General features: G+C 38.6%; 9 protein-coding genes. 8 read left to right on the top strand and 1 reads right to left on the bottom strand.

Annotated features, from left to right (window positions below; all coding sequences use genetic code 11):
- Positions 1-3,414, top strand: a 3,414-nt coding sequence (locus QM409_RS10325) for an LPXTG cell wall anchor domain-containing protein (protein ID WP_414305666.1), incomplete at its 5' end; no start/stop codon positions are given.
- A 236-nt stretch (positions 3,415-3,650) separates the two neighbouring features.
- Here the strand turns inward: QM409_RS10325 and QM409_RS10320 are convergent.
- Positions 3,651-4,199 carry an NADPH-dependent FMN reductase gene (locus QM409_RS10320; protein ID WP_261090175.1) on the bottom strand — a complete coding sequence of 183 codons (549 nt, stop codon included), beginning with the start codon at positions 4,197-4,199 and terminating at the stop codon, positions 3,651-3,653.
- 419 nt (positions 4,200-4,618) lie between these two features.
- On the opposite strand from QM409_RS10320, the gene QM409_RS10315 reads away from it, so the two are divergent.
- From QM409_RS10315 to QM409_RS10285, 7 genes are all read left to right on the top strand, one after another.
- Positions 4,619-5,815 carry an MFS transporter gene (locus tag QM409_RS10315; protein WP_414305665.1) on the top strand — a complete coding sequence of 399 codons (1,197 nt, stop codon included), beginning with the start codon at positions 4,619-4,621 and terminating at the stop codon, positions 5,813-5,815.
- A gap of 187 nt (positions 5,816-6,002) precedes the next feature.
- Positions 6,003-6,491 (top strand): DUF5590 domain-containing protein, encoded by a 489-nt coding sequence (locus tag QM409_RS10310; protein ID WP_414305664.1) that lies wholly within the window; start codon positions 6,003-6,005, stop codon positions 6,489-6,491.
- Positions 6,488-7,675 carry a pyridoxal phosphate-dependent aminotransferase gene (locus QM409_RS10305; RefSeq protein WP_414305663.1) on the top strand — a complete coding sequence of 396 codons (1,188 nt, stop codon included), beginning with the start codon at positions 6,488-6,490 and terminating at the stop codon, positions 7,673-7,675. The genes QM409_RS10310 and QM409_RS10305 overlap by 4 nt, the downstream gene beginning before the upstream one ends.
- The gene (locus QM409_RS10300) at positions 7,668-8,033 is read left to right on the top strand and encodes a VOC family protein (protein ID WP_000565230.1); all 366 of its coding nucleotides are present in this window, start codon (positions 7,668-7,670) and stop codon (positions 8,031-8,033) included. The genes QM409_RS10305 and QM409_RS10300 overlap by 8 nt, the downstream gene beginning before the upstream one ends.
- Positions 8,034-8,051: 18 nt before the next feature.
- A complete protein-coding gene (asnS, locus tag QM409_RS10295) occupies positions 8,052-9,395 on the top strand; it encodes an asparagine--tRNA ligase (RefSeq protein ID WP_158086132.1) in 1,344 nt (447 codons plus the stop codon).
- Between the two features lie 668 nt (positions 9,396-10,063).
- The gene (locus tag QM409_RS10290; protein WP_414305662.1) at positions 10,064-10,237 is read left to right on the top strand and encodes a YSIRK-type signal peptide-containing protein; all 174 of its coding nucleotides are present in this window, start codon (positions 10,064-10,066) and stop codon (positions 10,235-10,237) included.
- A 45-nt stretch (positions 10,238-10,282) separates the two neighbouring features.
- The gene (locus QM409_RS10285) at positions 10,283-16,774 is read left to right on the top strand and encodes an Ig-like domain-containing protein (RefSeq protein ID WP_414305661.1); all 6,492 of its coding nucleotides are present in this window, start codon (positions 10,283-10,285) and stop codon (positions 16,772-16,774) included.
- Positions 16,775-17,020 lie beyond the last annotated feature (246 nt).

Below are 17,020 nucleotides of genomic sequence, written 5' to 3'. Positions count from 1 at the left end.
GAAGCAAATCAAGGTAAAGACGGCGATAAATACGTTAATACAGAAACAGGCGACGTCTTCGTTAAGAATAACGGCAACTGGGATAAAGAAGGCAACATCAAAGGCCCTAAAGGGGACAAAGGTGAACGTGGAGAAGATGGTAAGACTCCAGAAGTAACTGTAACTCCAGGTAAAGACGGCCATAGTACTGACATTACATTCACTGTTCCAGGAAAAGATCCAGTTACAGTAAATGTTAAGGACGGAGAAAATGGTCTAAACGGTAAAACTCCAAAAGTTGATTTGCTCCGTGTCGAAGGACAAAATGGAAATCCATCTCATACAATTGTGACATTCTATACTGATGAAAACAATGATGGTAAGTACACTCCAGGAACTGATGAACTTCTAGGTTCTGAAATGATTAAAGATGGTGCTAAAGGTGCGGACGGACGTGATGGTAAATCATTGCTTACTGTCAAAGATGGTAAAGAAACTAAAGTTTACCAAGAAGATCCAGCACATCCAGGTCAACCATTGAACCTAGAAAAACCTCTTGCAGTTATTAAAGATGGAGTGGACGGTGTCTCTCCAACAGTAACAGCTGTTCGTAAGGATGAAGAAGGTCATAAAGGTGTAGAAATCACTGTTGATAACCATGATGGTTCACAACCAACTACAGTCTTTGTTCAAGATGGTGCTAAGGGAGAAACTGGTGCAACCGGTCAGGATGGACAAACTCCTACAATCACTACTCAACGTGGACAAGATGGTCAAAGCACTCTTGTAACTATCACAACACCAGGTAAAGATCCAGTAACCTTCACTGTCAAAGATGGTAAGAATGGTAAAGATGGTCGTACACCAACTATTGACTTAAATGCATTGGTGGAAGCAGTTAGAAGAGGTGTTGGATCAACTTCTAATTCACAACCTTCTGGAACATCAAGAAGTGCAAGAAATAGAAGAGCATTACCAGATGAAGATAGAAGAGCAACTGAGTCATCAGAAACAGTACAACCATCAACTACAGGTTCAACAGTTTCACAACCAGCAACTGCAGGTTCAACAGTTTCACAACCATCAGCTACAGGCTCAACAGCATCACAACCAACATCAACTCAACCTAAACCATCAGGTGAATATGCGGGAACCGAAATAAAAGCATATTATGATAATAATAACAATGGTGTATTTGATGAAGGTGATGAGTTGATATCAAGCACTGTTATTCCTCCTGCTCCAAAAGGAGAGAATGGTAATGATGGTAAAGATGCTATAAGAGGAGCTGAATTATTAAGCGGAGCTACTGCCCCAACTGCTAAGGATGGTAAAGACGGTGATACTTATATCGACGCCAATACAGGTGATGTTTACAAGAAAGAAAATGGTTCTTGGAACAAAATCGGAAATATTCGTGGACCTCAAGGAGTAGCTGGTGAAAAAGGCGATAAAGGTGAAAAAGGCGACAAAGGTGAAAAAGGTGAAAAAGGCGAAAACGGAGCTAATGGAGCAGATGGTAAATCACCAGTTGTAAATGTAACTGACAATGGAGATGGAACACACTCTGTTACTGTTAGAAACCCTGATGGTTCAGAATCTACAACGAAAGTTAAAGATGGTAAAGACGGTAAAACTGCAACTATCACTACAACAGAAAACCCAGATGGAAGTCACACAATTACTGTAACAAATCCAGATGGAACATCTAAAGAAACTGTTGTTAAAAACGGTAAAGATGGTAAGACTCCTAAAGTTGAAGTAACTGATAACGGAGATGGAACTCACACTGTTAAAGTTACAGATGGAGACGGTAATGTTACAAATGCTATCATCAAAGATGGTAAAGACGGTAAAGCTGCAACAGCAACAACTACTGAAAATCCAGATGGAAGCCACACAGTAACAATCACTAACCCAGACGGAACTAAGAATGAGTTTGTCGTTAAGAATGGACGTGACGGTGTTGATGGACGTACTCCAACCGCATCTGTTCGTGATAATGGAGACGGAAGTCATACAATCGTTATTACAAATCCAGAAGGTGTGACAACTGAAACCACAGTTCGTGATGGTAAATCACCAAAAGTTACTATAACTGATGAACAAAATGGAACTCACAAAATCTCAGTTCTAAATGGTGATGGAACAACTACTGAAACAATCATTAAAGATGGTAAATCACCAGTAGCAACAGTTACTGACAACCATGATGGTACTTACACAATTCGTGTAGAAAACGGTAATGGTACTGTTTCTGAAACCACAGTTCGTGACGGTAAATCACCAACTGCTAAGGTTGTGGATAACGGAGATGGAACTCACACTATCACAGTTGTGAACTCAGACGGTACAACTACAACAACTACAGTTCGTGATGGTAAAGAACCAAAACTTGAAGTGATTGATAACAACAATGGTTCACACACTATTAAAGTGACAGGTGCTGATGGTAAAGAAACTACAACTACAATCTTTGATGGTAAATCACCAAAAGCTAACATCGTTGATAACGGAGACGGAACTCATACATTAACAATCGTAGATTCTGATGGTCGTGAATACAAATCTATTATCAAAGATGGTAAAGACGGTAAAGATGGCGTTTCACCAAGTGTAACTGTTAAAAATAATAACGACGGAACTCACGTTGTAACAATCACTAATCCGGATGGAAGTAAGACAGAAATGGTGATTAAAGACGGTAAAGATGGTAAATCACCAAAAGTTTCTGTTGAAGATAATGGTGATGGTAGTCATACAATCACAATCATCAATTCTGATGGAACTGTGACAAAAACAGTTATTAAAGATGGCAAAGATGGTAGAGATGGACGTGATGGTCGAGACGGCAAAGACGGAAAATGTGGATGCCAAGACAAACCAGTAACACCATCAAATGACAAACCAGTTCCTCCAACACGTAATGTGCCAGAAGGACCAACGTTTGCAATGCCAGAACCACCAGTTCATGAATTGCCAGAATTCAACGGTGGTGTGCCAGGAATGCCAGAAGTTCATGAATTGCCAGAATTTAACGGTGGAGTACCAGGTATGCCTGAAGTTACTGAAGTACCAGAATTAGATATGCCAACAGTACCAGCACAACCAACACCAAGTGTACCGGTTAAACCTGTGCCAGCGCAACCAACACCAAATGTACCGACACCAGAAGTGCCAGTACAACCAACTCCAGTTGTTCCAACACCAGAAGTACCGGTTAAACCAGTACCAGCGGTTCCAGAACAACCAGTAGTACCAACACCGGCTCAACCAGCAACTCCAGTAAATGCTAACCCAGTAGTACCAACTACAGTTAAAGAAAACCATGGGGACAAATTACCAGAAACTGGAAGCCAATCTGATTATATCTCTGTTCTTCTAGGTAGCGGTATTCTATTGAGCCTATATGTAGGTCGAAGAAAAGAAGATTAATCAGCAAAAAGCAGTCACTAATTTCTCGAAAGAAGATGATAAGTGATAGATCTCGAATGAAAGAATATTCTTAGAATGATTTTCCTATGATGGAAAAGACTGCTAAAAACCTTGAGTGGTAACGCTCAAGGTTTTTTTGGATGAGTGATGTTTGTCTGAAAATCTTGATTGAGTCTAAAAATGCCACCCTATTAGGTGGCGATCATTGATTTAGACTTTTAAAAATTCTTTATTTTTTACTGAATTGCTGCTACCAAATCTTGAGCTTGTTTTTCAATTGAGTTTAGGACTGTTTCTTCGAGAACCAATTTTCCGTCTGCCCAAGCAGAGTCATTAACACGTGCAGCAGTGAAATCACCAACTACTTGTGTACGGATAAATGGCAAGAGGTCTTTGTAGATAGCGAAGAGTTGATCGTGACCTGCATTGGCTACAGATGATACTGTGACAAACTTGTCTTGAAGAGCAGAAGCGCCACGTGTATCAGACAAGTCAAGGGCACGAGATAGCCAGTCAAGCAAGTTTTTCACTGTACCAGGGATAGAGAAGTTGTAGACTGGAGAGAAGATCCAGATAGCATCCGCAGCGAGAACTGCTTCACGAGCAGCAGCTACAGCTGGATGTGTTGGAACTTCCAAATCTTGGCTGAAGAGAGGAAGGGCTGAATAATCAAGGTAGCTAACTTCCGCTTTACCAGCAAGTGCTTTCTCAGCTTCGAGAGCCATTTGGTGGTTGAAAGAACCTTGACGTAGGGATCCGACGATAAATAATACTTTTTTAGACATGATGTGTCTCCTTTTTCTTAAAATTTCGAGAATTGCCTCGTTGTTATAAAATATATTACAACAAAAGAAAACACCTTGCAAGAAATTTGCTCAGAGTTTATTTGAAAATTAAAAATTACAGAAACTTTAGTCATTTGCGACTGGAAAAGTAAGAACTGTTCGTTTTGAATCCTGGTTTGAATTTGATTTTCGAAGAGTATTCCTATATTCTCTTGTAATATGATGATATAAGTGCTAAAATAAACAAGAAAACTCGCAATAGAAACTACAGAACAGTTTTTCCGGTATCATTTCATAAACAATTAAACGAAAATAATGGCATTTTAAGAATGCTTCTAAAAGGGGTGGAGATCATGTAAGGCATAGATTAACAAGTGACGGACAAAATAAATAATAATACACTTGTTAAAGGAGAAAAGATGTTAATAAGAAATTATCGGAAAAATATTGGCCTGATGGCCGGAGTTGAGTTTTTTGCATTTCTAGGGATTACCAGTTTTTGGATTCTCTTTCTCAGTCAAAACGGAATGTCTCTTTGGCAGATTGGACTTTTGGAAAGTATTTTTCATACGACCAGTCTTCTCTGTGAAATTCCATCTGGTATGTTAGCTGACCGCTATTCCTATAAGACCAACCTTTATTTAAGTCGTATAGCAGGAATTGTGTCTTCTATTCTCATGTTGGCTGGGCAAGGAAATTTTTGGATTTATGCACTAGCTATGGCGATAAATGCCTTGTCTTATAATTTTGATTCAGGCACAAGCGCAGCAATGGTTTATGATTCAGCCGTGGAAGCTGGACTGAAGAAGCGTTACTTATCTATTTCAAGTTTTATGTCAGGAGTAGCAGAAGGAACTCGGTCTTTGGGGACAGTGTTGGCGGGATTTTTTGTCCATGGTCAATTGCACCTGACCTACTATATCATGATTGCCACTTCTATCATAGTTCTTTTCCTGATTTGGATGCTGAAAGAACCCAGTGTTAAGGTAGAAAAAACTGATAGTGTGACCATGAAACAGATTATTTGGACTGTTAAGGAAGAGTTGGAGCGAAATCCCATGCTCTTCAACTGGATGATTTTGTCTCAGATTGTTGGAACGCTCATGTGCATGTTTTATTTTTACTATCAAAATCAGTTACCGGATTTAAGTAGCTGGCAAATTTCAGCAGTTATGCTACTTGGTAGTCTCTTGAATATCGTCGCAGTCTATCTAGCGAGTAAGATTGGAAAGAAATATGCTGCCTTGAAGCTTTTCCCTGTCCTCGTCCTGCTGACTGGAGTTACCTATATGCTGTCCTACTTTGGGACACCTCTAATCTATATTTTGATTTATTTGATTAGTAATGCTCTATATGCTCTTTTTCAGCCGATTTTTGACAATGATTTGCAAGAGCGCCTTCCAAGTGAAGTAAGGGCAACCATGCTGAGTGTCTACTCTATGATGTTTAGCCTAAGTATGATTGTCTTCTTCCCACTGACAGGCTGGTTGATTGACAATTTAGGCTTTGTAGTAGCATTTCTTTATCTAGGATTCTTTTTAGTCTTGATTAGCCTTCTATTGCCTGTATTTTTAGGAAAAATGGCTAAAAGAATGGATGATAAAGTGATTCTATAAAGTAAAAGAACTTACGAAAACTTGAGTACCAAAGCTCAGGTTTTTTAATAGGTTGATTTTGGAGCTGTCTTTACTTTTCTTGCTCGGTTTTAATCAAGAAAAATCGGTTTGCTTTGAAGGAAGAAATAATATAGGTTTGTTCTTGCATTCACTTGTAATAAAGCCCAATAGATGGTAAAATAGACGAGTGAAAAAAAGACAAAACAAAGCAAAAAATAATCTACTGTGGCAGTATGGTCTAGGGATGACGATTTTGTTTGTGGTTATCAGTGCTTCCTTTCTGTATCTAGTGTTTCTGAGTATGAAACCTTATCAAACAGCTAAAAGTGAAGGAGAAAAATTAGCTCAGCAGTATGCAGGATTAGAGCAGGCTGATCAGGTTGACTTATACAATGGCTTGGAATCCTATTACAGCGTTCTTGGCCGTAATAAAAAACAAGAAGCACTTGCTGTCCTGATTGGAAAAGATGACCATAAGATTTACGTTTATCAGCTAAATCAGGGTGTTTCACAAGAAAAAGCTGAAGCTCTTTCTAAGGAAAAAGGAGCTGGTGAGATTGACAAGATAACCTTTGGCCGCTATCAAGACAAGCCAATCTGGGAAGTCAAGTCAGGAACTAATTTTTATCTAGTAGATTTTGAAACAGGAGCATTGGTCAATAAGGAGGGCCTATGAAATTATCCAACCGTGTTTTAGAAATGGAAGAAAGTGTCACTTTAGCTAGTGATGCGAGAGCAAAAAAATTAAAAGCTCAAGGTAAGGATGTCCTTTTCTTGACCTTGGGACAACCAGATTTTCACACTCCTGAAAATATTCAGGATGCAGCAATTAAAGCTATTCGAGAAGGACAGGCTTCCTTCTATACAGTAGCTTCAGGTCTACCAGAATTAAAAGCTGCGGTGAATACCTACTTCGAGCGCTACTATGGCTATTCTGTCGCCAGTAATGAGGTTACCTTTGCTACAGGTGCCAAGTTCTCCCTCTATACCTTCTTTATGGCTGTAATTAATCCTTTAGATGAGGTTATTATTCCAACTCCATACTGGGTTAGTTATGGAGATCAGGTCAAGATGGCAGAAGGGATTCCAGTCTTTGTTCAAGCTAAAGAAGACAATGATTTTAAAGTCACAGTGGATCAACTAGAACTAGTTAGGACAGATAAAACAAAGGTTTTGGTTCTCAATTCACCATCTAATCCGACTGGTATGATTTATACTCGTGAAGAATTACTAGCTATCGGAAATTGGGCAGTTGAGCATGACATTCTGATTTTAGCAGATGATATATACGGTCGCCTTGTTTATAATGGAAATCAATTTGTTCCAATCTCAAGTCTATCAGAAGCAATTCGTAAGCAAACCGTTGTTATCAACGGTGTATCTAAGGCCTATGCCATGACGGGTTGGCGAGTTGGTTATGCAGTGGGTGATTCTGAAATCATTGCAGCTATGAGTAAATTGACGGGACAAACAACTTCAAATTTGACATCTGTTTCTCAATATGCGGCTATTGAAGCCTTAACAGGACCACAGGATTCTGTTGATATCATGCGTCAAGCTTTTGAGGAGCGTCTCAATACCATTTATCCGCTATTATGTGAGGTCCCTGGTTTTGAAGTCGTTAAGCCACAAGGAGCCTTCTATCTCTTTCCAAATGTTAAAAAAGCTATGGAGATGAAAGATTATACGGATGTGACTGACTTTACAACAGCTATTCTTGAGGAAGTTGGTTTGGCACTCATAACAGGAGCTGGCTTTGGAGCGCCAGAAAATGTCCGCCTCAGCTATGCGACAGACCTAGACACGCTTAAAGAAGCAGTTAAACGTTTGAAAGCATTTATGGGTAGTGAGAATGATTGATCATTTTGAAATTAAGGTAAAGGATTTACAAATTTCAGAAGGATTTTATAGGAGTTTTCTCGCCCCTTTGGGCTATAAATTGGCTTTTAAAACTACTTCTCTAATCAGTTTTCTTGCCCCAAATAGCCCTCATCCTGGTGGTGACTTTTGGTTAGCTCAGGGGACGCAAAATCCTATTCACTTTGCTTTCTTAGCAGAAAATAAGGAAGAGGTTCAAGCTTGTTATGAGGCTGGCTTAGAGGCAGGTGGGCTAGACAATGGTGCTCCTGGTTATCGCAGTGAGCATCCGATTTATTATGCTGCTTTTATGATTGATCCAGATGGGAACAATATAGAGGTGGTTTGCCATAAAGAATAAAAAAGAAAAGGAAAAATAATGACAAAACGTGTAACGATTATTGATGTAAAAGACTATGTTGGTCAAGAAGTGACGATTGGTGCTTGGGTTGCCAACAAATCAGGAAAAGGAAAAATCGCTTTTTTGCAATTGCGTGATGGAACAGCCTTCTTCCAAGGTGTAGCCTTTAAACCAAACTTTTTAGAAAAATTTGGTGAAGAAGTGGGACTTGAGAAGTTTGATATCATCAAACGCTTGAGCCAAGAAACGTCTGTCTATGTGACAGGTATTGTCAAAGAAGACGAACGTTCTAAGTTTGGCTATGAGTTGGACATTACAGACATCGAAGTAATCGGTGAATCTCAAGACTACCCAATCACACCAAAAGAACACGGAACAGACTTCTTGATGGACAACCGTCACTTGTGGCTCCGTTCTCGTAAGCAAGTAGCGGTGATGCAAATCCGTAACGCTATCATTTATGCAACTTATGAATTCTTTGACAAGAACGGCTTCATGAAGTTTGATAGCCCAATTTTGTCAGGAAATGCTGCAGAAGATTCAACTGAACTCTTTGAAACGGACTACTTCGGAACGCCAGCCTACTTGAGCCAATCAGGTCAGCTTTATCTAGAGGCAGGTGCGATGGCCCTTGGTCGTGTATTTGACTTTGGTCCCGTATTCCGTGCTGAAAAATCAAAAACACGTCGTCACTTGACTGAGTTCTGGATGATGGACGCAGAGTACTCATACTTGACACATGATGAGTCGCTTGACTTGCAAGAAGCTTATGTGAAAGCTCTTCTACAAGGTGTTCTTGATCGTGCGCCTCAAGCCTTGGAAACATTGGAACGTGATACAGAACTCTTGAAACGCTACATTGCAGAGCCATTCAAACGTATCACTTACGATCAAGCCATTGACCTCTTGCAAGAGCATGAGAATGATGAAGATGCTGACTACGAACATCTTGAGCATGGTGATGACTTTGGTTCACCACATGAAACTTGGATTTCAAACCACTTTGGTGTGCCAACATTTGTCATGAACTATCCAGCAGCCATCAAGGCCTTCTACATGAAACCAGTTCCTGGAAATCCAGAGCGCGTGCTTTGTGCAGACTTGCTTGCTCCAGAAGGCTATGGAGAAATTATCGGTGGTTCTATGCGTGAGGAAGACTACGATGCCCTTGTCGCAAAAATGGATGAACTTGGCATGGATCGTACTGAGTATGAATTCTACCTTGACCTTCGTAAATACGGTACAGTTCCACACGGAGGATTTGGTATCGGTATCGAGCGTATGGTAACCTTCGCAGCAGGAACAAAACACATCCGTGAAGCTATCCCATTCCCACGTATGTTGCATCGTATTAAACCTTAAAAATAAAATAAAAAAAGAGGATAGACAAAACTCCTTGAAATTATAAAAATGCATAGTATCAGGTATTTGAAAACTTTGATATTATGTGTTTTTTTGAGAAGAGTCTGGGACAAAAGTCTAACCTTAGATATAAAAAGCGAACAAAACGAGTTATCTGACACTCAGAATTCTGTCTTGTTCGCTTTTTTGTCTAATCAATCGATTTTAAAATTTATAATAAAGAATTCCGAAAATCAAAATCTTTTTGTCCCAGCCTCCTTTCAATTGATTTTTTAAACCAGTCTCATTTACAATCCTATAATTCTATAATGTTACGATGTTTCAAACAAAGTATTTGAGATTTTATTTTAAAACTGATATACGAATAATTCGTTACTTAGTCTCAAAACAGTGTCTAATCAACTCTCTATACTAACTTATAGTAATTTAGTCTTTATTTGTATGTGCAGATATATGTATAGAATAAGGGCGACGTCTCGAAAATAGAGGTGGCTGTCCGTTTCCTCTTTAGGCAATCCACAGGATATATCTACCTAACGTTTGCACTTTTTATGCGACACTAGAAAGGTCTACAATTTTAACTGAATGGCTATTAGTATGAGATAGAAAGATTGGTTGGGAGTTAGGTATATAAAAAATAATTTTATAAAAGGAGGTTGTGACTCTAAATGAAGGGTAAACAACAAGATTTTAGAACGGAAAAGTATATTCGTTATGGTATTGGTAAGTATAGCTTTGGAGCGGCATCCGTAGCGATTGTGGCTGGTTTAATGTTCTTGGGAAATGGAGCAGTTTTAGCTACTGAACAAAATCCAGTTTCAGACTCTAAAGAAAATATTTAAAAAGTAGAAAAGCCTTCTCCAGAATTAGGAGCAAGTACTATTCAGTTGACAGAAAAGATAGCTGAAACACCTAAGAAAGAAGAAGTTAAAGTAAATAAGTCACTTCTTGAAACGAGTATTTCAAATTTAGAGGCTGCATTATCAAATATTAAGTATGCGGATACCTCAGTTGTAGCCAATGCTCGTGAAGCCTTAGCTACTGCGAAATCTGTTTTAGCAAATGAAACTGCTAAGCAAGAAGAGGTAAATATTCAAAAAGATATTCTTTCTTCATTGAAAACAGTTGTAACAGAATCAAGCAAGCTAGGATTAGAAACAAAAGAGGCTGATAAAGATAAGGCAGCAAAAGAAGAATCAGAAAAAACCATCACACCAACAGAAAAAGCTGTTTCTGCTGCAACAACTATCTTGACACAAGTTTCTTCAGAGGCTGATGTAACCAATACACTTGCCACTAAAGAACTTCGTAAGAAAGAAGTATCAGAAGAAAATCGAGTAGCAGTTGAAGCGGCGGTAGCCAAGAACAAAGCTGTACTTAATGAATCAAAAATTCTTTTAGCTGATAAGAGTGTCACAAAGGAACAAGTAGATGCTCAATTAGCTCGCTTAAATGAATCAATTCTTGCAGTTTACAGTGAACTTAAAAAAGCAGGAATTGGTCGTGATGGTAACTATAGTGTAGCGTTATCAGCAGACGAAGGATATACTAGCAACTCAACAGAATTAAGAAAAGAAAATGGTGAATTTGCTACAGCTACAGGTAAATCATACAAAGTATTAGACGGTAATGATAAATATAGATTATACGTTCATGGATACCAATCTGAAAATACAGAAGTAAGTTCAGCTAATAATGGTAGACCAGATGTAGGTGGTCGTACAGATATTCCTTTATCAAAAACAGAAGCTAAAAAAATAGCAGACGAAGCTCTATTATGGAGAGGAAAAGTTCGTGCTAGTGGAAGAAACAATAACAACAATACTTGGGGAGCAGGTGGACCATATGAGTATCTAACAACTGAGATTTATGGATACACTTACGAACAAGGAACTCACTATGTATATATTACAGATGTGAAAAAACGTTTCAGTTTATCACAAGAAGCAGAAGCAGCAGGCTATTCAATAAAAAAGATTGACCTTAGTAACTTGATTCCAGGTACTGGATATAATGAAACCACAGACACAGTAGAAGGATATGTAGCATCTAACCTTCAAAATGGTGTTTATGATATGCGTTATATCTTAACAGTTGAAAAAGACGGACAATCTCAACAAGTGACATTCCGTGACTTAACAGCTGGTTGGATCGGATGGCAAGACTCATCAGCTCCATCTATTTTAGGAACATCTAAAACGGTTACAATCGGAGATGAAGTAGACCACGACATTAAATATGTAGATAATGAGGGAATGAATAAAGATGAACGTGCGGGATATGCTTATGCAAATGATGGTTCTAAAGTAATAGCAGGTTCTAAAACGGCCCCATCTACATCAAAAGCAGCAACATTCACAGCTATTGATGGAACAAAAGTAAGAACAATGAGTTCACCTATAACATTTAATGCGCACACTGCATTAAATGGTGTTTATACAGGTAAGGACACGTCAATTACAGATGTTATTCCGGGATTAAATTATAATCCAACAACAGGGAAAATTCATGGGACGGCTTCAGAAGCTGGAATCTATACTGTAGCTGCATTAGCAAAAGACTACAATAACTCTACAAACGCTAAGAATATTGACTGGAATATGGACGGGCAAGAGGCTCATGAAAATATTACAATTGCAGTAGCACCAAAAATTACAGTATCTAACGTAGAAGCTTATGCAACAAAAGTTCCTGTAACAGTATCAAACGGAGCAAATAAAGCAGAAATTACGATGCCTGATGGAACTGTAACAAACTTAGTTATCAAAGATGGAAAATGGACTGTAGGCGCAGGAACTACGAATACAGCAGTAAAAGAAGGCGATCAATTAGCAGATGCTTCAGCAACAGCACCAACTAAATTCGAACTACCTGTAACTTCAAATTCAACACAATATGTTGGAATTAATAGTATTGAAGCAAAAGCCTCTACAGATAAAGTTCGTGCAGATATTCAACGTGAAATTGCAACAGTGAAAGATGCAGCTGGAAAATCTTATACTGCGACATTTAACCGTGCAACAGGTAAATATACTCTTGCTAATGAAGATGCGTATGTGTTAAAAGATAATGGAGACGGAACATCAACTTTAACAGAACGTCGTGTATATACAGATGCAAAAGAAAATGGAGATGTTGATTTTATCGTTTATGAATTCACACGTACATGGAATGCAACTTCTTCAGCAGCTGATTTAATTGATAAAGTAGCAGAAATTCGTAAAAATGGTGAAGTAACAGCAGTAGGAGACGTAACTCGTACAGTTACAGCTGTACCAAGAGAACAAACAGCTGATAAACAAGGCCTTATTGTTACAGTGAAGTATGATTCAGCAACAAAACAATGGACAGCTTCAGATGGTTCAACAGTAACAGCAAAAGAATCTAATGCAGGATGGTCAATCGAAACATCTTCAGGATTCAAAGGGTATGTATCTTATCGTGAAGCAATTGGAAATGATGTAGCATCTATCCAAAATGATAAACCGACTGCTTCATCTACAAGCTATGCTGAAACAAAAGATAACTCTGTAGATTTACTAAAATCTCCTAAAGCTAATGTAGGATTTGAAGATGTGATTGATGATAAATCAGATGATGCTGAGTCAGAAACTATCAAAACTAAATTAACAGTAACAGCTCCAGATGGAACGAAGAAAGAATTTAACTTAGCAGATGCGGAAGGAAAAGCTTATATTCAAGCACAACGTACAGCTGCAGAAAAAACACAAGCAGCAACAACGGCAATTGAAGAGGCTCAAGCGACTCATAATGAACTAGCTCGTATTCAAGAACAAGTAGACCGTCAAGTACAAATGATTGCAGATGCAGAAGCAGCATTAGAGAACTTAAAACTTCGTACAATTTCTGTAACAGCGAAAGACTTAGCTGAAAAGAAACTTAAAGATGCAAAAGAGTTCAAAGCTAGCTTAGATGAGAAATTAAAAGAAGTTCAAGGAAAACTTCCTGAATTAACAGCGAAAGTTACTTCAAGTCGTCAAGAAGCTTTAGAAGCAGAAAAAGCAGTAGAAGCAGCACGTATAGCATTGAAAACAAAAGCGACTGAAAACTTATTGAATCCAGAAGTTGCAGCATATACATTAGGTCAATACGGATCTTATAAAGTGACTGTAAGAGCAGTTGATTCAAATGGTGTTGTAACGACTCCAACAGTAGGAAATACAGATGATGGAGCAGTAACAGAAGATGCAGTTGCAGAAACAACATACTACATTGTAGTATCTAAACCAGAAAAATCAGCAGGTGCAGAAGGACAAGAACAAACTGATTCAATGGAAACAGGATTCAAGACTCGTTTACCAAATGATGCAGAAATATCTGACTACAAACTAGTTGATCCAGTATCAGGTAAGAAAACAGATTCTGTAACGACTGAAGAAGGTACATATGTGATTGATGGAACTACAGGAGCAGTATCGTTTACACCTGCACCAGGGTTTATCGGTAATGCTAAACCATTAACAGTGGTAGCTAACGTAACAATCACAGGAGATGACGGGCAACCAGTAGAATCTACAACGACTTATACACCAACAGTATATGGTGTTAAACCAAAAGATGATGAAACAACTGGGAAACAAGGTCAAGTTCAAACTTCAATTCCAGGAAGCGAAAGATTCTCAGCATTAAACACAGGAGCTAATACTCCAGATAATACAAACGTAGACTGGACAACAGTTAAGTACTCATTAGAAGGTGCTAATGAAGAAGGTAAGGTTGTAGTTGAAGGAGAAGGAACATACGGTATTGACCCAGCAAAAGGTACAGTAACATTCACTCCAGAATCAAGCTTCAAAGGACAAGCTAAAGGAGTAGAAGTAAAAGTATCTGTAACAGCAACTGATTCAGAAGGAAACAAAGTTGAAGTTACATCTAGTGGTGACTACACTCCAGAAGTGGAAGCGATAGAACCAACTGCAGAGCCAAAAGAGACAAGTGGAAAACAAGGTAAACCACAAACTCAAGATGCAACTACAATGTTCAAAGAAGGAAATCCAGTAGCACCGATTAAAAATGATACTATTAAATTAGTAGATCCAACTGGTGCAGAAGTAACAGAAATGCCAGCACTTAAAGATGGCGTTGAAGTTGGTAAATATGTAGTAGACCCGACAACAGGTATTATTACATTTAAACCAAATAAAGACTTTGTAGGTACACCAGATCCAGCTAAAGTAGTAGCTGCAGATGGAAATGGAACAAAAGTAGAAACTACTTACACACCAACAGTAACTCCAGTTAAACCAACAGGAGAAGATGTTACATCAGAAGATGTACAAGGTGCTGAACAAAATGGAACACCAAAATTCACACCAGGAAATCCTGATGTTGCAATTACAATTACTGATGAGCAACCAGCGAAATTAATCGATCCAGAAACAGGGAAGCCAACTGATAAAACCACAATAGTGATTCCTGATGAAGGAAAATACACAATCGATCCTAAGACTGGAGAAGTAACATTCACACCAGAACCACAATTTACTGGTCAAGCAACAGGGGTAACTGTTCAAGTGAAAGATGCGAACGGAAAACCTGTAGAAGCAAGCTACACACCTAAAGTTAAAGGTGTAACTCCAACAGCAACACCAGCTAAATCTAAAGATATTCAAGGTAAACCACAAACAGGATTACCAGAATTCAAAGGTGGAACAGTAACGGTTAATGGTGTACCAAAAACTGTTGAGATTGATGAAACAAAAGTACCTAAACTTCTTGTTCCAGAAACAGGAGAACCAACTGATGAACCAGTAGTAATTCCTGGAGAAGGAACATACACAATCGAAGATGGTAAAGTGAAATTCCAACCAGAACCACAATTTACTGGAAAAGGAGAAGGTGTAGAAGTTCAATGTGTTGATAAGAATGGAACGCCAGTAACAGCTAAGTATACTCCAAAAGTAGTGCCAGTAACGCCAACTGGAGAAGATAAGACATCAGTAGGACCTAAAGGTCAACCACAAACAGGAACACCAGTATTCAATGGTGGATCAGCGAAAATCAACGGAAAAGAAGAAACTGTTGAAATTGATGAGGATGTACCAGCTAAACTAGTTGATCCTAAGACGGGTGATCCAGTTGATTCTGTAACAGTTGATGGCGAAGGAATATATACAATCGATGCGACTGGTAAAGTGACATTCACGCCAGAATCAGAATTCTTAGGAACAGCAACAGGTGTAACAGTTCAACGTCAAGATAAAAACGGAACGCCTGTAACAGCTACGTACACACCAACAGTAACTCCAGTAACGAAGACTGTAGACAAAACATCAGAAGGTGCTAAGAATACTCCACAATCTAACACTCCAGAATTCACAGGAGATGTTGACTTAGATGTACCACCAACATTTGATGATGGAGCAACTACAAGAGTAGTAGAAGGAGAAGGAACATATACAATCGATGCGACAGGTAAAGTAACATTCACACCAGAACCAGAATTTACAGGTACTGCAGATGGAATTACGGTCGTTAGAAAAGATAAATTAGGTAAAACTATCTCTGCTCAATACACACCAACAGTACGTCCGGATACTGAATTTGTAGACGAAAATGGAAATCCAATTAAAGGATATCCAAGTGAAGATGGAACAACACCGAAGAAAGATATTCCTGAGTATCGTTATGTAGAAACAGTAACAGACGAGCATGGAAACATAAGACATATCTATAAACAAGTTGTAACATTCTTCAAAGATAAAGAAGGAAACGAGATTCCCGGATATCCAACAGAAGAAGGTACTACACCGAAGAAAGACAATATCCCAGGATATAGATTCGTAGAAACGAAGAAACTTCCAAATGGAGATATCGAACACGTATATGAAAAGGTTGTAACGCCAACACCTACTCCAACTCCATTTGAATACAAAGTCATCACAACTTATGTAGATGAAAACGGAGAATTAATCATTCCGGATGAAAATGGTTCACATCCAGGTAAAGAATTAAAAGGATATGAAATCGTTCGTACTGAAAAAGATGAGAATGGAAATGTCCGTAATATTTACCGTAAAGTGACAACACCAGAAACATCTATCATCACAACATTTGTGGATGAAAATGGTAACCCAATTCTTCCAAATGAAAATGGCGAAGTTCCAGCTAAGGATATCACAGGATATGAATTAGTCAGAACAGAAAAAGATGCGAACAGTAATGTCCGTCATGTTTATCGTAAGATTCAAGAAACAATACAAGAGCAACCAGTGCAACAAATATCAGAAAAAGAAGCTGAGGCTAAACAAGAGTTGCCTAACACAGGTACAGAAGCTAACGCTAGCCTAGCAGCGCTTGGACTTCTTGGAGCCCTAGGTGGATTTGGACTTCTTGCTCGCAAGAAAAAAGAAGACTAAAAACTCATAGTTTTTAGAGTCTGGGACAATAGTCCCTTATTTCCAAAAAAGCAACGGATTTGCCGTTGCTTTTTTGCATGGTTACGATAGTCTTGGTAAAATAGAATTGCTTAATAAATCATTTAGAAAGGCTATCCCATGCATATTCACTATAACACAAATCAAACAACTTTACCACTAGAAATCAGTTCTTTCTTACCATAAGACCATCTCGTCTTTACTATTGAAAAAGTGGTGAATACCTTG

Origin of the sequence: Streptococcus mitis (assembly GCF_047465045.1) — a bacterium.
Lineage (GTDB): Bacteria > Bacillota > Bacilli > Lactobacillales > Streptococcaceae > Streptococcus > Streptococcus mitis_DT.
The sequence above is the reverse complement of the archived record's forward strand: the minus strand, read 5'-3'. Positions and strand labels throughout refer to the sequence as shown.

Excerpts from the sequence above, each read along its gene's own strand:
- QM409_RS10320 (WP_261090175.1), bottom strand. The coding sequence starts at position 4,199 with ATGTCTAAAAAAGTATTATTTATCGTCGGATCCCTACGTCAAGGTTCT.
- QM409_RS10300 (WP_000565230.1), top strand. The coding sequence starts at position 7,668 with ATGATTGATCATTTTGAAATTAAGGTAAAGGATTTACAAATTTCAGAA.
- QM409_RS10315 (WP_414305665.1), top strand. The coding sequence starts at position 4,619 with ATGTTAATAAGAAATTATCGGAAAAATATTGGCCTGATGGCCGGAGTT.
- asnS (WP_158086132.1), top strand. The coding sequence starts at position 8,052 with ATGACAAAACGTGTAACGATTATTGATGTAAAAGACTATGTTGGTCAA.
- QM409_RS10290 (WP_414305662.1), top strand. The coding sequence starts at position 10,064 with ATGAAGGGTAAACAACAAGATTTTAGAACGGAAAAGTATATTCGTTAT.
- QM409_RS10305 (WP_414305663.1), top strand. The coding sequence starts at position 6,488 with ATGAAATTATCCAACCGTGTTTTAGAAATGGAAGAAAGTGTCACTTTA.